Origin of the sequence: Thermomonas sp. XSG (assembly GCF_014678725.1) — a bacterium.
In the GTDB taxonomy this organism is placed as follows: Bacteria; Pseudomonadota; Gammaproteobacteria; order Xanthomonadales; family Xanthomonadaceae; genus Thermomonas.
Map to the genome: position 1 here is coordinate 1,444,857 of NZ_CP061497.1, position 19,717 is coordinate 1,464,573.

General features: G+C 71.7%; 14 protein-coding genes. 8 read left to right on the plus strand and 6 right to left on the minus strand.

Annotated elements, in window-relative coordinates:
- The first annotated feature begins 40 nt into the window (after positions 1 to 40).
- From ICG51_RS06780 to ICG51_RS06800, 5 genes are all read left to right on the plus strand, one after another.
- Entirely contained in the window at positions 41 to 2,008 is a 1,968-nt protein-coding gene (locus tag ICG51_RS06780; RefSeq protein WP_190282219.1) for an LTA synthase family protein, read from the plus strand.
- Positions 2,009 to 2,439: 431 nt separating this feature from the next.
- On the plus strand, positions 2,440 to 4,119 hold the full coding sequence (locus ICG51_RS06785; protein ID WP_190282220.1) for a YadA-like family protein: 1,680 nt from the start codon (positions 2,440 to 2,442) through the stop codon (positions 4,117 to 4,119).
- 139 nt (positions 4,120 to 4,258) lie between these two features.
- Positions 4,259 to 4,975, plus strand: a complete 717-nt coding sequence (locus ICG51_RS06790) for a hypothetical protein (RefSeq protein ID WP_190282221.1) — start codon at positions 4,259 to 4,261, stop codon at positions 4,973 to 4,975.
- Positions 4,976 to 5,020: 45 nt separating this feature from the next.
- The gene (locus tag ICG51_RS06795; protein ID WP_190282222.1) at positions 5,021 to 5,692 is read left to right on the plus strand and encodes an alpha/beta hydrolase; all 672 of its coding nucleotides are present in this window, start codon (positions 5,021 to 5,023) and stop codon (positions 5,690 to 5,692) included.
- A gap of 69 nt (positions 5,693 to 5,761) precedes the next feature.
- A complete protein-coding gene (locus ICG51_RS06800) occupies positions 5,762 to 6,508 on the plus strand; it encodes a LytTR family DNA-binding domain-containing protein (protein ID WP_190282223.1) in 747 nt (248 codons plus the stop codon).
- Positions 6,509 to 6,521: 13 nt separating this feature from the next.
- On the opposite strand, the gene ICG51_RS06805 is transcribed toward ICG51_RS06800, so the two are convergent.
- The 6 genes from ICG51_RS06805 to ICG51_RS06830 all read right to left on the minus strand — a co-directional run bounded on the left by ICG51_RS06805 (position 6,522) and on the right by ICG51_RS06830 (position 10,599).
- Positions 6,522 to 7,517, minus strand: a complete 996-nt coding sequence (locus ICG51_RS06805; RefSeq protein WP_190282224.1) for an MlaA family lipoprotein — start codon at positions 7,515 to 7,517, stop codon at positions 6,522 to 6,524.
- Positions 7,514 to 7,816 carry an STAS domain-containing protein gene (locus ICG51_RS06810; RefSeq protein WP_190282225.1) on the minus strand — a complete coding sequence of 101 codons (303 nt, stop codon included), beginning with the start codon at positions 7,814 to 7,816 and terminating at the stop codon, positions 7,514 to 7,516. Before ICG51_RS06810 ends, ICG51_RS06805 begins: the two co-directional genes overlap by 4 nt.
- On the minus strand, positions 7,803 to 8,450 hold the full coding sequence (locus ICG51_RS06815; protein ID WP_190282226.1) for an ABC transporter substrate-binding protein: 648 nt from the start codon (positions 8,448 to 8,450) through the stop codon (positions 7,803 to 7,805). The genes ICG51_RS06810 and ICG51_RS06815 overlap by 14 nt, the downstream gene beginning before the upstream one ends.
- A complete protein-coding gene (gene mlaD / locus ICG51_RS06820) occupies positions 8,447 to 8,968 on the minus strand; it encodes an outer membrane lipid asymmetry maintenance protein MlaD (RefSeq protein WP_190282227.1) in 522 nt (173 codons plus the stop codon). The genes ICG51_RS06815 and mlaD overlap by 4 nt, the downstream gene beginning before the upstream one ends.
- Positions 8,969 to 9,061: 93 nt before the next feature.
- Positions 9,062 to 9,811: an MlaE family lipid ABC transporter permease subunit gene (locus tag ICG51_RS06825; protein WP_190282228.1), complete on the minus strand. Its 750-nt coding sequence runs from the start codon at positions 9,809 to 9,811 to the stop codon at positions 9,062 to 9,064.
- Positions 9,811 to 10,599 (minus strand): ATP-binding cassette domain-containing protein, encoded by a 789-nt coding sequence (locus tag ICG51_RS06830; RefSeq protein ID WP_190282229.1) that lies wholly within the window; start codon positions 10,597 to 10,599, stop codon positions 9,811 to 9,813. The genes ICG51_RS06825 and ICG51_RS06830 overlap by 1 nt, the downstream gene beginning before the upstream one ends.
- A gap of 246 nt (positions 10,600 to 10,845) precedes the next feature.
- Here ICG51_RS06830 and recC point away from each other — a divergent pair, with 246 nt between their 5' ends.
- The 3 genes from recC to recD are packed head-to-tail and all read left to right on the plus strand — an operon-like array spanning position 10,846 to position 19,708.
- Positions 10,846 to 14,214 carry an exodeoxyribonuclease V subunit gamma gene (gene recC, locus ICG51_RS06835; protein WP_190282230.1) on the plus strand — a complete coding sequence of 1,123 codons (3,369 nt, stop codon included), beginning with the start codon at positions 10,846 to 10,848 and terminating at the stop codon, positions 14,212 to 14,214.
- Complete coding sequence (gene recB, locus ICG51_RS06840) at positions 14,211 to 17,804, plus strand: exodeoxyribonuclease V subunit beta (protein ID WP_190282231.1); 3,594 nt, start codon at positions 14,211 to 14,213, stop codon at positions 17,802 to 17,804. The genes recC and recB overlap by 4 nt, the downstream gene beginning before the upstream one ends.
- Complete coding sequence (gene recD / locus ICG51_RS06845; RefSeq protein ID WP_190282232.1) at positions 17,801 to 19,708, plus strand: exodeoxyribonuclease V subunit alpha; 1,908 nt, start codon at positions 17,801 to 17,803, stop codon at positions 19,706 to 19,708. The genes recB and recD overlap by 4 nt, the downstream gene beginning before the upstream one ends.
- The last annotated feature ends 9 nt before the right edge of the window (positions 19,709 to 19,717 follow it).

Consider the following 19,717-nt stretch of genomic DNA (forward strand, 5'->3'; position numbering starts at 1 on the left):
GGCTGAGGTGCACTTACCGGCGCCCCCGCAGGCTGCCTGCATGACTCTGCTCCCCGACACGCGCCCCGGGCGCTTCCGCCCGCTGACGTGGCTGGCCCTCTGCTTCCTGTCGATTTCCGCGCTGACCCGGCTGGCCCTGCTGATGGCCACTGGCAGCGGGGTGCCGGCGGCGCCCGGTGCCTGGCTCTACACATTCGGCGTCGGGCTGGGCTACGACCTGCTGGCCTTCGTGTATTTCGCCTGGCCGCTGGTGCTGCTGCTGTGGCTGCTGCCTGCCGGCTGGCTGCTGCGCAGGCGCGGGCGGCTGGCGGTGGGCGCGTTGTGCCTGCTGCTGCTGTTCGTGCTGCTGTTCGTGGCGGTGGCCGAATGGACGTTCTGGGAGGAGTTCCAGGCACGCTTCAATTTCATCGCGGTGGACTACCTCGTCTACACCACCGAGGTGATCGGCAACATCCGCCAGTCCTACCCGGTGGGCTGGATCCTGGCCGCGGTGGCCGCGCTGGCCCTGGGCACGTTCACCGCTACCGGCCGCTGGCGGCGGGTAGTCCACGACAGCGCCGGCTTCGCGGCCCGCAGCGTGGTGGTGGCGGCCTGGCTGGCGGCCAGCCTGCTGGCCACCTGGCTGGTCAGCGGCGAGATGAAGGACCGCAGCAGCAACGCCTACGTCAACGAACTGGCGGGCAACGGCATCTACCAGTTCTTCGCCGCCTACCGCAGCGCCTCGCTGGACTACCCGCGCTACTACCGCACCGTGCCGATCGACGAAGCGTGGGCGCAGGCGCGCGCGCAGGTGGCCACGCCCGATGCCTCCTTCTTCGGTCCCACCGGCATCGCCCGCCGCATCCACAACCCGGCGCCCGAGCAGCGCATGAACGTGGTGCTGGTCAGCGTGGAAAGCCTGTCCGCCGATTTCTCCGGCACCTACGGCCGCAAGGACTCGCTGACCCCAAGGCTGGACGCGCTGACCACGGACAGCCTGCTGCTCGCCGACCTGTGGGCCACCGGCACCCGCACCGTGCGCGGGCTGGAGGCGCTGTCGCTGTCGGTGCCGCCGACGCCGGGCGAATCCATCGTCCGCCGCGAGCACAACGAGGGCCTCGCCACGCTGGGCGAGGTGTTCCGCGGCAAGGGCTACCACGCCATGTTCCTGTACGGCGGCTACGGCGCGTTCGACGACATGAACCGCTTCTTCGGCCACAACGGCTACGACGTCCACGACCGCACCGACATCCCCGACAAGGAGATCCACCACGAGAACGTCTGGGGCGTGGCCGACGAAGACCTCTACAGCATGGCGATGAAACACTTCGATGCCGATTTCAAAGCCGGCAAGCCGTTCTTCGCCCACCTGATGACCACCTCCAACCACCGCCCGTACACCTTCCCCGCCGGCCGCGGACCGTGGCCGCAGGGCAAGCGTGACAGCGCGGTGGCGTACACCGACTGGGCGATCGGCGACTTCCTGCGCCGCGCCAGCGGCAAGCCGTGGTTCCGCAACACGCTGTTCGTGATCACTGCCGACCACTGCGCCTCCAGTGCAGGTATCGCTGCCCTGCCTGCGTTCCGCTACCGCATCCCGCTGTGGTTCTACGCGCCCGGCGGCCAGGTGGCACCGGGCCGGGTGGAGCGCCGGGTCAGCCAGATCGACATCGCGCCCACCCTGCTCGGCCTGCTGGGCATGGACTACGACAGCCGCTTCTACGGCGTCGACGTGCTGCAGCAACCGACCGGCCGCGAACGCGCCTTCATCGGCACCTACCAGCTGCTGGGCTACCTGCGCGACGACAAACTGGTGCAGCTCTCGCCGCACCGCAGGGTGGATACGCTGCGGCCGGCCTACGCACGCGACGTCGCGCAGCCCGAACTGCCGGAAGACCCCGCGCTGACCCTGCAGGCGATCAGCGACTACCAGACCGCCGCCGCCGCGTTCGCCGACGGCACGATGACGCAGGCCGCACTGGAGCGCGAAGCCCGCGCGGCTGCGGTGGCGGGCGCCGGCTCGCGCTGAGGCCGGGCGCTGGCCCGCAACGACGGGCAACACCAACGCCCTGCCGCGCCGCGCCGCGTGCCCGCGCGCGTCCCCAATGCATGGGCAGGCCCCGCGCTCGACACCAGACCATAGCTGCAAGCTTTGGAACATGGGTCGGATTTCGCAGGAAATTCCCCGTAAATGTCGCAAGTTGTCCCCATTCATCGGTAATTTCCGTATTCCCCCTGTGGTATCAGTCGAGCGCTCGGACGGGTCCATCACCGTCTTCGGTGGCACTCGCCCGGGCCACGAAATTTCACAACCAGAAAAGGGGAATTGTTTTGATCCGCAGCCGCTTCCAGCCACACCCTCTTTGCGCCGCATTGGCGCTGCTCCTGCTGGGCGCCGCTGCGCCTGCCTTCGCGACCGATCCGGCCTGCGTTTCCGCAGCGAGCACCAGTGGCGAACCGATGAGGGAACCGGCCAGCCGGCTTGCGCCGAAGGACGGCGCAATCGCCGGGCCCGGTGGCGACGCCGCGGGCTGCGCGTCGGCGACGGACAGCGCCGGCCTGGCCGATGACCCGATGGTTGCCGGCAGCGAATCCACCCTCAGCGGCACCATCAATCCCGCGTTGTCGGGCATCCCATCGGGTTCCGCCTATGCCTACCCCACTGCCATCGGCGCGAGCCCCCTCGCCATCGGCGTCACCCCGCTGGCCCTCGGCGTCAACACCTTCCCGGCATCGGGCAACGTCGGCATCGGCACCGATACGCCACTGAAGACCCTGCACATGGTCAACAACAACACACCCACCATCCGCTTCGAGCAGGTCGCGGGTGGTGGTTATATCCCCTATACCTGGGACATCGGGGCCAACGAAAGCAACTTCTTCGTCCGCGACCAGACCGGCGGCGAACGGCTGCCGTTCCGGATGGCTCCCGGCAACGCCACCAACACCCTGACCCTGAAGAACAGTTCCGTCGGCATCGGCACCTGGGACCCGCAGTCCGCGCTGCACGTGATCGGCAAGGTCCAGGTCAGCTCGCTGATCAGTTGCGGCAACGGCGTGACCAGCGACAGCAATGGCGTGCTCGGCTGCGCGCTGGCCGCTGGCGGCCTCCAGTACTTCAGCGTCAATTCCAGCGCCACCGGGGCGGGCAGCAACGCCGCGAACGATGGCGCAACCGGCACCAATGCCATCGCGGTGGGCATGGGCGCGGCCGCCAGTGGCGCCAATGGCGGCGCATTCGGCAGCGGGGCCTTCGTCACCGCAGGTGGCAGCACGGCGATCGGTTATCAGGCCGTGGCCAACCAGGCCGGCGTGGTCTCGTTCGGCCATGCCGTCGGCGACCTTGGCGCCAACGGGACGCCGTATGCCACCGCGCTGACCCCGCGGCTGGTGAACGTCGGCGCCGGGGTCGCCGCCACCGATGCGGTGAACAAGGGCCAGCTGGATGGCACGCTCGCCACGGCGATCGCCTACACCGACCAGCGCGAAGCCGCCATCCGCGCCGACATCACGGCAACCGGCGCGGCCAGCAATGCCGCCTACACCGACGCACGGGAAGCAGCGGTCCGCACCGACATGGCGGCGGCGGACGCGCAGACGCTGGCAAGCGCCAACAGCTACACCGACACACGCGAGGCGGCGATCCGGGCCGACATGGGCCAGATCGGCGCGGTGGCGATCGATCAGGCCAATGCCTACACCGATACCCGCGAGACCGCGATCCGCACCGACATGGCCGCCGGCGACGCGACCACGCTTGCCGCGGCAAGAACCTACGCGGACACGTCCTCGGCCAACGCGATGACGTCGGCCAATGCCTACACGGATACCCGCTTCACCGCCTGGAACGACCGCTTTACCCAGTACCAGCAGGCAGTCGACCAGCGCTTCGTCGCCACCGACGAACGCATCAGCCAGATGGGCGCGATGAGCAGTGCGATGACCCAGATGACCGCCAACGCGGTACCGGCACAAGCGGGCAACGGCCGCATGGCGATCGGCGTCGGCACCCAGTCGGGCAAGGCGGCGCTGTCGGTGGGTTACGGCAAGCGCCTGCCCGGCGGCGCGAGCTTCACGTTTGGCGCCAGCTTCAGCGGTGGCGAAAACAGCGCGGGCGCAGGCTTCGGCTTCGACCTGTAAACACCGATGGGCGAAGTGCCATCCGCTGCCGCGGGTGGCACCCGCCCTGCCAAACATCCATCCAAGGCGTGGTGACTTCCGGCGCTGGCGACGCGCCGGGACGCGCCGCATCCTGCGCGCAGCCGCCGAGGTCTTCGCGATGCGCCACCTGTTCGCCCTGCTGCTGTCCTGCTGCCTGCCGCTGGCCCACGCCGGCGAACCTGCGCCCGCCGAGGTCGCGGTGCTGGCCACCCTGCACCGGATGCACGCCCAGGTGCCCGCCTACGACGACGCGGCGCTGAAGCGCAGCATCGAACGACTGGCGCCGGACGTGCTGTGCATCGAGGTAAGCCCGGTGCGCTACGCCGCACGCGGACCGGAGGCCAACAAGGTCGAGTACCCGGCGGTGGTCTACCCGCTGATCGATGCGCGCGGCTACCGGGTGTATCCGATGGAGCCGGCGGCGCCGCGCGACGCGGAGATCCTGCAACCCTACCTTGCCGCCAGCCGCGCATTCGCCGAGCAGCAGCCCGCCGCGTCGAAGGCGTTCCAGGCGCAGACCAGCGCGTTGTACGACACCCTGCGCCTGTACTGGACCTCGCCCACCCGGGTGAACGACGCCGTCACCGACGCGCAGATGCAGGCCAAGCATGCGCTGCAGGCGGCTTTGATCGGCGAAGGCGAGCAGGCGGGTTGGGAGGCCTGGAACGGCGAGTTCCTGGCCACCATCGCGGGCGCCGCGCGGGAGCACCCGGGCAAGCGCATCGTGGTGCTGGTTGGCGCCGAACACGGCTACTGGCTGCGCGCGGCGCTGGCGCGCACGCCCGGCCTGCGCTTGCTGGACACGGCGTCGCTGCTGGCCGCGACCGACGACTGAGGAAGCCCCGGCATAATGCGCGGCCCCCTTTTGCTGGAGCCGCGCATGCTGCTGGATACCGTCGAACACGAAACCGGTCCGGACCCGCGATGGTGCGTGCTGTGGCTGCATGGCCTCGGCGCCGATGGCCACGATTTCGCGCCGATCGTGCCGGAGCTGGTGCGCCGCGACTGGCCGGCGCTGCGCTTCGTGTTCCCGCATGCGCCGGTACGCGCGGTCACCATCAACGGTGGCGCGCGGATGCGTGCGTGGTACGACATCCGCGACTTCGACCTGGCCAACCGCGCCGACTTGCAAGGGGTGGATGAATCAGTAGCGCAGGTGGACGCGCTGATCGCGCGCGAAGCCCAACGCGGCATTCCGCCGCAGCGGCTGCTGCTGGCCGGGTTCTCGCAGGGTGGCGCGATCACCCTGGCGGCGGGACTGGCGCGCGCACAGCCGCTGGCCGGGCTGATCGCCCTGTCCACCTATCTGCCGATGCCGCTGGCGCTGGCGCAGCAGCGGCTGCAGCCGCAGGCCGCCGCGCAGCCGCTGTTCATGGCCCACGGCAGCTTCGACCCGGTGGTGCCGGTCGCCGCGGGCGAAGCCGGGATGCAGGCGCTGCGCGGCTTCGGCTTTGACCCGCAGTGGCATCGTTATCCGATGCAGCACCAGGTCTGCGCCGAGGAGATCGCCGATCTGGCCGACTGGATGGACGCGCGCCTGGCCGCCGGTTGAGGTGACGCGCGCCGCGCGCCGCGGCTACCATCGCCGCCAGGGCCGGGCGCTGCCGGGGAGAGACACGCCATGACCGCAACCACGTTGCGCGTGCTGATCGTCGATGACGAGCCGCTGGCACGGGCGCGGCTGCGCGCGCTGCTGGAGGCGCAACCGGGCGTGCAGGTGATCGGCGAGGCCGGCAATGGCGAGGCGGCGCTGGCGGCCTGTGCCGCCGAGGCCCCGGAGCTGGTGTTGCTGGACATCGCCATGCCCGGTATCGACGGGTTGGAGACCGCGCGCCGGCTGGGTGCGCTGCAGTCGCGGCCGGCCATCGTGTTCTGTACCGCGTTCGACGCGCATGCACTGTCGGCGTTCGAAGCGCAGGCGCTGGACTACCTGGTCAAGCCGGTGCGCGGCGAACGCCTGGCCGCGGCGCTGGACAAGGTGCGCACCTTCCTCGCCGGGCGCGCGCGCCAGCAGGACGGGGCACCGGCGGGCCCGCCGCGCAGTCACCTGTGCGCGCGCCTGCGCGGCAGCCTGCGGCTGATCGCGATCGAGGACATCCGCTACCTGCAGGCCGATGAGAAGTACGTGGTGGTGCACCACGCCCGCGGCGAGGACCTGATCGAGGAATCGCTGAAGTCGCTGGAGGCGGAGTTCCCCACCCGCTTCATCCGCATCCACCGCAACTGCCTGGTGGCCCGCGACGAGATCGTCGAGTTGCAGCGCGCGCCAGACGGCCAGGTGCATGCCGTGCTGCGCAACGTGGCGACACCGCTGGAGGTCAGCCGGCGCTGCCTGTCGCAGCTGCGCGACACGCTGCGCCACCTGTAACGGCGCACACCGCTCAGGGACGCGACGGCGCGGGCTCGGCTTCCATCAGGTAGGCGGGCAGCGATTCGTTGCCTTCGTCGCGCTCGCTGCGATCGGCCTCCACCAGATAGCGGCGGCGCGCCAGCCAGGCATCGCGGGTCAGCACGTACTCATCCGGCGCGGCATCACGCAGTTCGTCCAGCGACAGCAGGGCGGAGCGCACGTCCACCAGCCACAGCGCCTCCAGCGACACCCGGGTGCGGTCGTGCTCGACATAGGTCATCGGCGCCATCGAGGTATCGCCGAACGCACCCACCGCATCGCGCAACGTGCGCGGGCCGAGGAAGGGCAGCTCCAGGTAGCGCGACTCGCGCCAGCCCCAGCGCGCCAGCGTGCGGCCGAAGTCGGCGCCGTGGCGGTGCATTTTCAGCGCCTTGGTGGCCGGGTCGAACAACCCGCCGAGGCCAGCGACGGTATTCACCAGGAACCGCCCCAGCGTTTCCACCGACTCGCGCGGGCGGCCCTGCAGCAGCAGGTTGCCGAATGCCAGCGGGGCACTGAGGTTGTCGAAGAAGTTGCTGACCCCGGTGCGCACCGGCGCAGGCACGACCCTCACGTAGCCGCGCGCCAGCGGGCGCATGAAGCCCTGGTCGATGGCGCTGTTGAACGCGTGCACGCGGCGGTTCATCGGCTCCCACGGGTCCAGCGCGGCGAAGCTGTCGCCATTGGCACCGCCGCTGGCATCCTCGCCGTAGATGGCGGCGAAATCCTCGTCGCCGCCCTCCTCGGCCGGTGGTTCGACAGCGGCGACGGCGGCCGTCGCGGCATCGCCCGCCAGCGGCGCGGCCGGATCGGTGGTCGCGGCGGGGGCTGCCGGCGGCGCGGGTTCGGCGCCTGGCGCCTCCGCGACCGGCGCCTCGACAATGGTGTCGGCCGGCGATTCCGCTGCGGTGCGCGGCGCGGGCTGCGTGGCGCAGCCGGCGGTGGCCAGCAGCAGGCCGAGCGTGGCGCCGGCAAGCAGGCGGTTCATACGGTTCCTTCCGAGCGGATCAGGTCCGCGTTCATACGGTAGGCGGCGCACAGGCCGGCCAAGCAGGGCGGCTGGCCTTCGATGCGCCGAGCCTGCGGCGGCAGGCGGTCGGCAAGCTCCGCCAGCAGCGCCAGGCCGGCACTGTCCAGCGCCTCGACCGCGTGCAGGTCGAGTCCCTGCACGCCGTCCAGCGCGGCCAGCGCCTGCGGCCACACGGCGGCCACGCTGGCACGGTCCAGCCGGCCGCGCAGGCGCAGCAGCGTGCCCACGCGCTCGACGGTCGCCTCAGCGGCTGCCATTGCCGGCGGTAGCGGTCTTGAGGCTGCCGTTGCGCAGGTCGGCGGCGACCTGGGCGATGCCCTTCTGCCGCAGCGGGCTGTCGAACTGGCCGCGGAAGGTCTGCACATAGGACACGCCTTCGATCATCACGTCGAAGATCTTCCAGCCGCCGTTGTTGCGGACCAGGTAGTCCACCGGCACCGGCGCACCGTTGTCGCGCAGCAGCTCGGTGGACACCTTCACGCCGCGCCCGCCGGGCAGGGCGGTCTCGCCCTTCAGGCGCAGCCGCGGCTTGCCCTCGAAGTCGAGCAGGGCGGTGCCGTAGCGCTGCATCAGGTTGTCCACCATGGCGTCGGCGAACAGCTTGACGTCGGCCTCGCTCGCACCGCGGCCGTGCGCGCCCAGCACCAGCCGGGCGGCGTACATGCTGTCGAAGCTGCCGCGCAGCTCGGTGTCGATGAAGCTGCGCAGGGCGGCCGGGTTCTTGCGGAACTCGGCGCGGCGCTGCTGCAGGGTGGCGAGGACGCGGCCGCCAGTGGCGACCACCTGCTGGCCGGGACTCGTGGCGGCCTGCTGGGCCTGGGCAGCCAGCGGCGTGACCGCCAGCAGTGGCGCCGCAACGGCGATCGACAGGGACAGGATCAGGGACTTCATGGGGTGGTTTCCGTGGGGGACGGGGGAGTTGCGCTGTCGTTGGCAGCGGCCGGCGCGGATGCGTTGCCGCCGCCGAACATGTACTTGCCAACCATCTGGATCAGATCCACTGCCGGCTGCGTATAGGCGATTTCCTCGCCGGACTTGAGGTTTTCCGGGTCGCCGCCCGGCTGCAGGCCGACGTAGCTCTCGCCCAGCAGCCCGCTGGTGAAGATGCCGGCGGAGGTGTCGGCGGGCAGCTGGTAGCGCTGGTCGATGTCCAGCGTCACCACCGCGTCGAAGCGCTTCGGGTCGAGGTCGATCTTCGCCACCCGGCCCACCGCCACGCCGCCGATCCTCACCGGTGCCTGCAGGCGCAGCTGGCCGAGGGTGGAGAAGCGCGCGGTCAGCGGATAGGTGTCGCCGCCGCCACCGAACTGGCGGTTGGTCGAGGCGAACGCCAGCACCAGCAGCGATGCCAGCGCCAGCAGCAGGAACGCACCGACCGCGAATTCGAGCCTGGGGCCACGGATTGCCATTGATCTACCTCTGTCCAAACTTGCCGGGCATGAGCAACGCCCCGGTGTTGCGTTGAACCCCTGCGCAGCAATGCGCGGAGGCATGGGAATGGATTACTGGAACAGCAGCGCGGACATCACGAAATTCAGCATCAGCACCAGCAGCGAGGCGTTGACCACCGCGCGGGTGGTGGCCACCGAGGTGCCCTCGATGGTGGGTTCGGCATGGAAGCCGGAATGCGAGGCCACCAGCGCCGCGGTGCCGCCGAACACGGCCGACTTCAGCAGCGCCACGCCGAAGTCGTCCCACGCATCCACGCTGTTCTGCAGCGCCGACCAGAAGGTGCCGTTGTCGAGGCCGAGGATGCGCACCGCCTCGAACCAGCTGGCGGCAATCGCCAGCGAGCAGAAGAAACCGGTCAGCAGCGGCACGCACAGCACCGCCGCCCAGAAGCGCGGCGCCACCGCCTTGGCCAGCGGATCGATCGCCATCAGCTCCAGCGCCTTGATCTGGTCGGTGGCGCGCATCAGCCCCAGCTCGGCCGAGATCGAGCTGCCGGCGCGGCCGATGAACAGCAGCGCGGTCAGCACGGGGCCGAGTTCGCGGTACAGCGACAGCCCCAGCAGGGTGGACAGCGCGTCCGAGGCGCCAAAGGTCTGCAGCGTGCGGTAGCCCTGCAGGGTCAGCACCAGGCCGACGAAGGCGCCGCCCACCGCGATGATCGGCAGCGAGCGCGCGCCGACCTTGTAGATCTCCTTGACCAGCTCGGCCAAGAAATCTGCGCTCGGGCGCGAGGCGCGCAGCACGGAAAGCGAGAACAGCCCGGCACGGCCGAGCGCACGCATCGAGGCGACCACGGGCATCAGGCAGCCTCCTGCCGCGGCGCGCTTTCGAACGCGATCGGGCCGTCGGGCGCGCCGTCCAGGAACTGCCGCAGCAGCGGATCGGTGCTGGCCTGCAGCGCATCGGGGGCGCCGTCGAACATGATGGTGCCATTGGCGATGACCACCGCCTGGTCGCAGACCGGCAGGGTTTCGCGCACGTGGTGGCTGACCACGATGCAGGTCAGGCCCAAGGTCTGGTTGAGCCGCCGCAGCAGGCTCATGATCACGCCGCTGGCAATCGGGTCCAGCCCGGTCAGCGGTTCGTCGCAGAGCAGCAGCGGCGGGTCCAGCGCCAGCGCGCGCGCCAGCGCTGCACGGCGGGCCATGCCGCCGGACAGCTCGCGCGGGAACAGGTTGGCGGCGGCGCGCAGGCCCACCGCGTCCAGCTTCATCTCCACCAGCCGGCGCAGCACCGGTTCCGGCAGGCGGGCATGGGTACGCAGCGGCAGCGCCACGTTCTCGGCTACGGTCAGGTCGGTCAGCAGGCCGTTGCCCTGCAGCAGCACGCCCAGGCCCTTGCGCATTTCCAGCAGCGCGCGCGGCTGGCGCGGGACTTCCTTGCCGAACACCTCGACGCGGCCGGCCGCCGGCACCAGTTCGCCGGTGATCGCCGCCAGCAGGGTGGACTTGCCGGTGCCGGACGGGCCCAGCACCGCGGTCATGCTGCCCTGCGGGATGGCCAGGTCCAGCCCGTGCAGGATGCTGCGCCCGCCGCGATCAAGGCGAACGGACGACAGGCGCACGGCAATGGCGGACGGGTCGGACATGGACTGGGGGGAACCGAATGGGGGACGCCGGAATGGCTTCGCGCGCGAGCGCGAGGCCGCACAGGTTGCCGCGATATGGCTGAACAGGGCCGAAGCGACTGAACCAGCGGGTACAGGAATTATCGCGCATCCCGACACCGCGGTGTACCGCCATCCGGCTGCCGGGCTGGAATGCTGCGTCCTGCCGGACGCGGTCCCGGCGCGTGCGGCTCACTGCATGAGATGGGGCTCCGGCATCATGGCTGCATGTCCGGCACCGCCTCCGACTTCCGCCTCTACCACTCCAACGCACTGGACGTGCTGGCCGCGCTGCTGGCCGATGAACTGCGCTCGCCTGCCGCCGGCCAGCCGCTGCTGGCGCCGGACACCGTGCTGATCCCGCAGGTGGCGATGCGGCGCTGGCTGCAGGCCACCCTGGCGCAGCGGCACGGGGTCGCCGCCAACCTCGAATTCCTCACCCCCGGCGAATTCGTCACCCGCGCGCTGGACGCCAACCTCGGCAAGGCCGGCGACGACCTCGACGCCGCCGGCCTGCACTGGCGGCTGTACGCCGCGCTGACCGATCCGTCGCTGCTGTCGAAGCCGGCCTTGGCGCAGATCGCGGGCTGGCTGGGCGATGCCGATCCGCTGAAGCCGTGGTCGCTGGCCGGGGAGCTGGCTGGGGTGTTCGAGAAATACCAGGCCTGGCGCCGCGACTGGCTGCTGCGCTGGGACGATGGCGCCGACCGCGACGACCCGCAGGCGATCCTGTGGCGCGCGGTGGCGGGCGGCCGCGGCCACCGCGCGCGGCGCATCCAGGACTACCTCGCCCGTTTCGCCGACGGCGACGCCAAACCCGCTGGCCTGCCGTCGCGGCTGTTCGCCTTCGCCACCCTCAACATCTCGCCGGACGTGCTGCGGGTGCTGGCCACGCAGGCGCGCGTCGGCACCCTGCACTTCTACCTGCCCACGCCCAGTCGCGCCTACTGGGGCGACCTGCAGACGCTGGGCGCACGCCTGCGGGCGGGCGAGGAGCCGTTCGCCGGCGATGCCGCCGACAACCCGCTGCTGCGCGACTGGGGCGCGGCCGGCCGCGATTTCATGGCGCTGCTGGGCAGCTACGAGGTGGTGCATCCCAGCGGCGAGATCGCCGCCTATGCCGACCCGGCCGAAAGCGCCAACGCCGGCCTGCTTCAGCGCCTGCAGGCCGATCTGTTCCACCGCCGCGCCACCCCGGGGGCGCCGCTGCGTGAAGCCGTCGACCTCGACGATCCCAGCCTGCAGTGCCACGCCAGCCATACCCGGCTGCGTGAACTGCAGGTGCTGCACGACCGCCTGCGCGGCCTGCTCGAAGACCCACGCTTCGACCCACCGCTGCAGCCGCGCGACATCGCGGTGCTGGCGCCGGACATCGACCCGTACGTGCCCTATCTGGACGCCGTGTTCGGTGGCCACGGCCAGCGCAACCAGGCTGTTGGGCAGGCAATTCCGTACGCACTGGCCGACGCCAGCCCGCTGGCCGACGAGCCGCTGGCCGACCTGTTCCTGCGCCTGCTGGCGCTGCCGGTGGCGCGCTTCGGGCTGGAGGAAGTCCTCGACCTGCTGGCCACGCCGGTGCTGGCCGAGGCCAACGGCCTGGACGCCGATGATTTCGAACGCCTGCTCGGCTGGCTGGGCCAGGCCGGCGCGCGCTGGGGCATCGATGCCGGCCACCGCGCGCGCCAGGGCGCACCGGCCGACGATGCCTACACGTGGCAGTTCGCGCTGGACCGGCTGCTGCTGGGCCATGCCAGCGGCGCCGACGACGACATCGCCGGGGTCGCGCCGTGGAGCGAACTGGAGGGCAGTGCGCTGGAGGCGCTGGACCGGCTGCTGCGGCTGCTGCGCGTGCTGGCGCGGCATGCGCGCGCGCTGGACGAGGCCGTGCCGCCGGCACAGTGGCGCGAGCGCCTGCTGAAGCTGCTGGACGCACTGCTGCCCAAGCCGCCGGCGGACAGCGGCGCGCAGCGCGCGCTGGAGCGGCTGCGCAAGCTCATCGATGCCTTCGCCACGCAGGCCGGACAGGCCGGCTTCGACGCGCCGGTGCCGGCCGAACCGGTGCGCGCGCATTTCGCCGCCGTGCTGGGCGAGGCCGACACCCGCGCGCCGCTGCTCACCGGTGGGGTCAGTTTCGCGCGGATGGTGCCGATGCGGCTGCTGCCGTTCCGGGTGATCTGCCTGCTGGGGATGAACGACGGCGACTTCCCGCGCCGCGACCCCGCCGCCGGGCTCAACCGCCTCACCGCTGAGCTCGGCAGCGAACGCCGCCGCCACGGCGACCGCTCGACCCGCGAGGACGACCGCTTCCTGTTCCTGCAGCTGTTCGCCTCGGCGCAGGACGTGTTCTATCTCAGCTGGCTGGGCGCGGATGCGCGCGACGGCAGCGCGCGCGAACCGTCGGTGCTGGTGACCGAACTGCTGGCCGCGGCCGCGGCGCAGCATGTCGATGCCGCTGCCGCCGCGAAACAGCTGGTGCTGCGGCACCCGCTGCAGCCGTTCTCGCCGGCCGCGTTCGGCGCTGCCGATGACGGCGGCGCGCAGGACCCGCGCCGCTTCAGCTATCGCCGCCACTGGCACCCGGCCGCCGGCCGCCTGTCCGGCGCGCGCACTGCGCTGGCGCCGTGGATGCGGATGGATGCGGCGCTGGCACCGCTGCCCGACGAGAACGAACTGTCGCTCGACGCATTGCGCCGCTTCCTGCTGGCGCCGGCGGAACAGTTCCTGCGCCAGCGCCTGCAGTTGCGCCTGCCGGAAGCGGAAGACGGCGGCGAGGACATCGAACCCTTGCAGGCGCCTGGTCGCGGACTGGCCCGCAGCCTGCTGCAGCGCGCGGTGTTCGCACGCCTGCTGGCCGGCGACGATCTGGATGCGATGCAGGCGCCGCTGCGCGCGCGCGGGCTGCTGCCCTCCGGACCGCCGGGCCGGCGCGCGCTGGCGGAGATCGCCGGCGAGGTCACGCCCTACGTGGCGCCGTACGCGCAGTGGCGCGGCGCGACGGCGGCAGACACGCTGCCGCTGGAGGTGGAGATCGACGGGCTGCGCCTGCATGGCCGCATTGCCGACGCTTGGCCGCAGGGCATCGCCCGGCTGCGCTTCGGCGCGCCGAACGGCCCGTCGATGCTGCGCAACGGCCTGGACTGGCTGCTGGCACGTGCGGCCGGCGTCGAGCTGCCGTTCGTGGAGTTCCACGACATCGAGGGCGACATCGGCCCGTACACCCGCAATGCGCTGTCACGCGACGACGCGATCGAGGCGCTGGGCGCGCTGCTGGCGCTGCGTCGCGAGGGCCTGCAACAGCCGCTGCCATTCGCGCCCTACAGCGGCTGGGAGCTGTTCTCCGCGAAGACCGTCAACGCCGGCATCGGCAACGCCGCAAAGAAATGGCGCGGCAACGGCAACGGCGGCTGGGCCGAAGGCAGCGCCGAGGCGCTGCGGCTGGCGCTGCGCGGGCGCGACCCGTTCGACAGTGCCGCGGCGCTGCGCGACTTCGCGCGGGTGACCGGGATCGTGTTCGGCGCCGCCACCTGCGGCCTGCCCGCGTCCATCGACATCGACGACGTGGCGCTGCCGGACGACGACACGGAGGACGCGGCATGAGCCTGCCCGCGCCCGATCCGTACCTGCATCTGCCGCTGGACGGCGTGCGCCTGGTCGAGGCCAGCGCCGGCACCGGCAAGACCTACACGCTGGCCACGCTGGTGACCCGGCTGGTGGTGGAGCGCGGCCTGCGCATCGGCCAGGTGCTCGCCGTCACCTTCACTGAAGCGGCCACGCAGGAGCTGCGCAAGCGCATCCGCGAACGCCTGCAGCTGGCGCTGGCACTGGTGGACGCGGCGCCGGCCGAAGACGAAAGCGCGGAAGCCGCACTCACCCGCGCAGTGCTGCAGCGCCATCGCGCCGCCGTAGGCGAAAGCGATGCCGCGCTGCGCCGGCGCCTGCGCCAGGCGGCGGTGGAAATCGACCTGGCCGCGATCTTCACCATCCACGGCTTCTGCGCGCGGGTGCTGCGCGAACACGCGCTGGAAGCCGGCCAGGGTTTCGATGCGCCGGAGCTGCTGGCCAGCGACGCCGAGCTGCGCAAGGAGATCGCCGCCGACCTGTGGCGCCAGCATTCCCAGACGTCCGAGGGCGCGGACGATCTGGCCGCACTGTGGAAGGGCGGCTACGAGGAGCTGGCGAAGGATCTGCCGGCGCTGCTGGGCGGGCAGGTGCTGCTGCCGCCCGATGCGCCGCTGCCGGCGGACCCGCTGCCGCGCGTGCAGGCCAGCGGGCAGGCATTGGCAGACGGGTTCCGTACGCACGGCGACGACTTCCTCGATGCGCTGCGCGCCGCGCTGTCGAACAAGGTGCTCAACGGCCAGAGCTACAAGCTGGATTGGATCGAAGCGCTGTGGCCGGCGTGGCGGAACTGGTGCGATGGCGGGGACTTCTCAGTGCCGCCGGATGCGCGCATCGAACGCTTCGCGCCGGAGACGCTGCGCGGCAAAGCCAACAAGGGCAAGGACGCGCAGGTGCCGGCCTCGCCGCTGTGCGGGCTGATCACGCCGTACCTGAACGCCCTGCATGCGCAGGTCGAATACCGCGCGCTGCGTCGCGCCGCCCTGCTGCATCGCCTGCGCGAGGACGCCCGCACCCGCATGGCCGCGCGCAAGCGCGAGCGCCGCGTGCAGGGCTACGACGACCTGATCGACGGCGTCGCCGACGCGCTGGAAGGCCCGCACGGCGACGCCCTCGCCGCACGCCTGCGCGCGCAGTACGCGGTGGCGCTGGTGGACGAGTTCCAGGACACCGACACGCGCCAGTGGCGGATCTTCGAGCGCGTGTTCGGCAGCGGCAGCAGCGAGCCCGCGCTGTTCCTGATCGGCGATCCCAAGCAGGCGATCTACGGCTTCCGCGGCGGCGACGTGCATACCTATCTGGAGGCCGCCGCCGTTGCCGACCATGCGCCCGCGCTGGCGCACAACTTCCGCTCGCGGCCAGCGCTGCTCACCGCGATTGCCGCGCTGTACCAACAGGCGGGCGAAGATGCATTCGTCGATCCGCGCATCCGCTTCTTCGAAGTCGAGGCCGGCGGCAAGCGCGCCGACGCGGACTTCCAGCGCGATGGCGAACCCGCACCCGCGCTGACGGTCTGGCAGGCAGCACCGCCCAGCGGGCTCGACGCCAAGGGCAAGCCGAAGTCCCGCTGGAACGCCGGCGAAGCGCGCGCGCTTGCCACCCGCGCCTGCACCGCCGCCATCCACGGCGTGCTCACCGACGCCCGCGCCGGGCGCGCGCTGATCGAGGGCAGGCCGGTGCAGCCCGGCGACATCGCCGTGCTGGTGCGTTCGCACCGGGAGGCGTTGATGATCCAGCAGGCGCTGGCCCAGCTGGGCATTCCCGCGGTCGCAGCCGGCAAGCTGAGCCTGTTTGCCACCGGCGAGGCGCGCGAGCTGCACGCGCTGCTGCTGGCGCTGCTGCACGGCGCCGACGATGGCCGCCTGCGCGCGGCGCTGGGGACGGTGCTGCTGGGACTGGACGCACTTGCCATCGACGCGCTGGAACGCGACGGCGACACCCACCGCCGCTGGCAGCTGGAGGCCCAGCGCTGGCGCGAGCGCCTGCGCGGCGGCGGCCCGCTGGCGCTGGTGGGCGACCTGTGCGCGGCGCACGGCGAGCGCCTGCTGGCGCTGGTCGACGGCGAACGCCGGCTCAGCAACTACCTGCAGCTGGCCGAACTGCTGCAGGAAGCGCAGCGGCAGGCGTTGGGCCTGCACGGGCTGGTGGACTGGCTGGGCCGCGCCATCGCCGGCGCCGATGCGAATGACGAAGCACAGCTGCTGCGGCTGGAATCCGACGCGCGCCGCGTGCAGATCGTCACCCTGCACAAGAGCAAGGGATTGGAATACCCGCTGGTATTCCTGCCCTTCGTCGGCATCGGCAGCAACGAAAAATCGCCGAACCGCCATTGCAGCGTGCATCTGGAAGGCGCGCGCCGCCTGCACTGGAAGTTCGAGACCCTGCCGGAAGCGGACTGGACCGGCGCCAGCACCACATGGAAGGCCGAGCAGCGCGCCGAGGACGCGCGCCTGCTCTACGTCGGCCTGACCCGCGCCGAGCACGCGCTGTGGATCGCCAGTGGCGATTTCTTCGCCGCCGACAGGACCGCGCTGGCAAAGCTGCTGGGCGATACGGATGCGCTGCAGCAGGCCGGCATCGTGTTCGATGCCGCGCCGCTGCCCACCGATCTGCCGCGCCTGCCGCCGGCGTCCGATGCCGCGGTGCCGCCCGCGCGCGAGGCAACGCGCGCGCTGCACAACGACTGGTGGGTGTACAGCTTCAGTCAGCTGGCCCGCGCCGAGGCCGGCGGCGACACCGCCAGCGCCGCCACCCTGCCGGCGCCCGGCGGCCACGACGAACCAGAGAACGCGGACGACACCGCACCTGTCGAAGCGTTCGACCCGCGCTTCGCCGGCAACCGCTACGGCGTGGCCCTGCACTCGGCGCTGGAACACACCGACTTCGCCACCTGGGGCGACTGGCATCCGGGCGAGCCGGCGCCGGCGGACGAAGCCGACGTCATCGCTACGGCGCTGCGCGGCGAAGGCTACGGCGAGGACGCGCTGGACGACGGCATCGCGCTGACCACCCAGCTGATCGGCCACACGCTCACCGTGGCGCTGCCGGAAGGCACCCGCCTGTGCGACGTGCCGGCCAGCGAACGGCGCCCCGAGATCGAGTTCCAGTTCGCCCTGCAACCCGTGCAGGTGGAAGCGCTGCTGGCGCTGCTGCACGCGCACGGTATCGTCCGCGAGCGCGACCGCTTCGGCGCGCGGCAGCGGCTGGAAGGCCTGATGACCGGCCTGATCGACCTGACCTACCGGCACGGCGGCAAGTGGTACGTGCTGGACTACAAGTCCAACCGCCTGCCCGGCTACGACGACGCGGGGCTGCAGCACGCGATGGCGCACAGCGAATACGACCTGCAGGCGCTGATCTACACGCTGGCGCTGCATCGCTGGCTGCGTTTCCGGCTGGGGGCGGGCTACGACTACGCGCGCGACTTCGGCGGCATCCGCTACCTGTTCTGTCGCGGCCTCGATGCCGGCAGCGCGGCGTCGCCCGGCATCCACGCGCAGCGCTTCCCGCCCGAACTGGTGCATGCGCTGGATGCCCTGTTCGGCCACGCCGAAGGAGTGGCCGCATGAGCCTGCTGCGCGAACTCAACCGCATCGGTGCGCTGCGCCCGCTGGACGATGCACTGGCGAATACCCTGCGCCGGCTCGATGCGGACACCCCGGACAGCGTGCTGGCCGCCGCGGCACTCGCCTCGCTGGCGGTGGCACAGGGCCATGCCGGCTTCGACCCCGCGCAGCCGCGCCTGCTGGTGGATGCCGACCTGGCGTGGCCGGATGCAGACGCTTGGGCGCAGGTCTTGGCGGCGTCGCCGTTCGTGGCCACGCCCGAGGCGGCCGATGCGCAGGCCGCCGCCGCGCCGCTGGTGTTCGAACACGGCCTGCTCTACCTGCGCCGCTACCGCGAATACGAACGCCGGCTGGCGCTGCGCCTGCGTGCGATTGCCGCCGCTACGGTGCCGGAGACAGGCATCGAACCGTTGGCGCCGCTGTTCGCGCAGCTCTTCCCCGACGCCGCCAGCGGCGACGCCCAGGCCCGCGCCGCCGCGCTGGCGCTGCGTCGCAACCTGCTGCTGGTCACCGGCGGCCCCGGCACCGGCAAGACCACCACCATTGCCCGCCTGCTGGCGCTGCGCATCGCGCAGGCGCTGCAGGCCGGCCACCCGCCGCCGCGCATCGCCCTGGCCGCGCCCACCGGCCGCGCCGCCGACCGCATGGCCGAAAGCCTGCGCCGCGCCGTGCGGCAGATGGAAACCTACGGCATCGATGACGCCCTGGCCGCGCTGCCGGGCGAGGCCAGCACCCTGCACCGCCTGCTCGGCGTGATCCCCGATGCGCCGCGCTTCCGCCATCACGCGGACAACCCGCTGCCGTTCGACATCGTGGTGGTGGACGAGGCCTCGATGGTGGACCTGCCGCTGATGTGCAAACTCGCCGAGGCGGTGGCGGATGGCGCGCAGCAGGCACCTACCCAGCTGATCCTGTTGGGCGACCCGGACCAGCTGCCCTCGGTGGAAGCCGGCGACGTGCTGGCCGGCATCCTGCGCGCCGCGGGCGCCGGCGATGCGCTGGGCGCGGACGATGCCGCCGCGCTGGCGCCGCTGCTCGGTGCGGCCGCCGTGGCCTCGGCGGCCGACAACATCCCGCCCGCGGTAGAAGCTGCAGAACCGCAGGCAACGCTGCCGCTGTTCCCTTCCTCAACGTCGGCGCCATCCGCCCTGCACGGCCACCGCATCCACCTCACCCGCGGCTGGCGCCAGAGCGACAGCCTGACGCTCGCGCCGCTGGCCGATGCCGTGCGCCGCGGCGATGCCGACGACACGCTCGCACTGCTGCGTGGCGGGAGCCTCGCCAACGTCCATTTCCACGACAGCACCGACGACCCGCTGGCCGCGCGCGGCTTCGACCTGCTGGCGCATTTCCGCGGCCTGGCCAGCGCCGCCGATCCCGCCGCCGCGCTGGCCGGCGCCAACCACCTGCGCCTGCTCACCGCCCTACGCGACGGCCCGCAGGGCGCACGCGGTCTCAATGCTCGCATCGAAGCCCAGCTCTCCGGCCGCCGCATCGGCAGCCCACCCGCGTGGTTCCCCGGCCGCCTGCTGCTCATCACCGAGAACAGCTACCGCCACGGCCTGTTCAACGGCGACGTGGGCGTCTGCCTGTTCGACACCAGCGGCGCGCTGCTGGCCTGGTTCCCCGGCGGCAACGAAGGCGTCCGCGCCTTCCACCCCGCCGCACTACCCGCGCACGAATCCGCCTTCGCCATGACCGTGCACAAGGCACAGGGCAGCGAATTCGACGAAGTCTGGCTGCAGCTGCCCCGCGCCGATGCCCGCGTGCTCAGCCGCGAACTCCTCTACACCGGCCTGACCCGCGCGCGGACCGCGTTGCATATAGCAGGGAGCGCGGAGGTGATTGCCGCGGCGCTGGGAAGGCACGCGGGAAGGGTGTCGGGGTTGGGGTGGAGGTTGGGATAGGCTGCGAAA

Excerpts from the sequence above, each read along its gene's own strand:
- ICG51_RS06815 (WP_190282226.1), bottom strand. The coding sequence starts at position 8,450 with ATGAAGTCCCTGATCCTGTCCCTGTCGATCGCCGTTGCGGCGCCACTG.
- recC (WP_190282230.1), top strand. The coding sequence starts at position 10,846 with ATGTCCGGCACCGCCTCCGACTTCCGCCTCTACCACTCCAACGCACTG.
- ICG51_RS06800 (WP_190282223.1), top strand. The coding sequence starts at position 5,762 with ATGACCGCAACCACGTTGCGCGTGCTGATCGTCGATGACGAGCCGCTG.
- recB (WP_190282231.1), top strand. The coding sequence starts at position 14,211 with ATGAGCCTGCCCGCGCCCGATCCGTACCTGCATCTGCCGCTGGACGGC.
- ICG51_RS06805 (WP_190282224.1), bottom strand. The coding sequence starts at position 7,517 with ATGAACCGCCTGCTTGCCGGCGCCACGCTCGGCCTGCTGCTGGCCACC.
- recD (WP_190282232.1), top strand. The coding sequence starts at position 17,801 with ATGAGCCTGCTGCGCGAACTCAACCGCATCGGTGCGCTGCGCCCGCTG.
- ICG51_RS06790 (WP_190282221.1), top strand. The coding sequence starts at position 4,259 with ATGCGCCACCTGTTCGCCCTGCTGCTGTCCTGCTGCCTGCCGCTGGCC.
- ICG51_RS06830 (WP_190282229.1), bottom strand. The coding sequence starts at position 10,599 with ATGTCCGACCCGTCCGCCATTGCCGTGCGCCTGTCGTCCGTTCGCCTT.
- mlaD (WP_190282227.1), bottom strand. The coding sequence starts at position 8,968 with ATGGCAATCCGTGGCCCCAGGCTCGAATTCGCGGTCGGTGCGTTCCTG.
- ICG51_RS06795 (WP_190282222.1), top strand. The coding sequence starts at position 5,021 with ATGCTGCTGGATACCGTCGAACACGAAACCGGTCCGGACCCGCGATGG.
- ICG51_RS06785 (WP_190282220.1), top strand. The coding sequence starts at position 2,440 with ATGAGGGAACCGGCCAGCCGGCTTGCGCCGAAGGACGGCGCAATCGCC.
- ICG51_RS06780 (WP_190282219.1), top strand. The coding sequence starts at position 41 with ATGACTCTGCTCCCCGACACGCGCCCCGGGCGCTTCCGCCCGCTGACG.
- ICG51_RS06825 (WP_190282228.1), bottom strand. The coding sequence starts at position 9,811 with ATGCCCGTGGTCGCCTCGATGCGTGCGCTCGGCCGTGCCGGGCTGTTC.
- ICG51_RS06810 (WP_190282225.1), bottom strand. The coding sequence starts at position 7,816 with ATGGCAGCCGCTGAGGCGACCGTCGAGCGCGTGGGCACGCTGCTGCGC.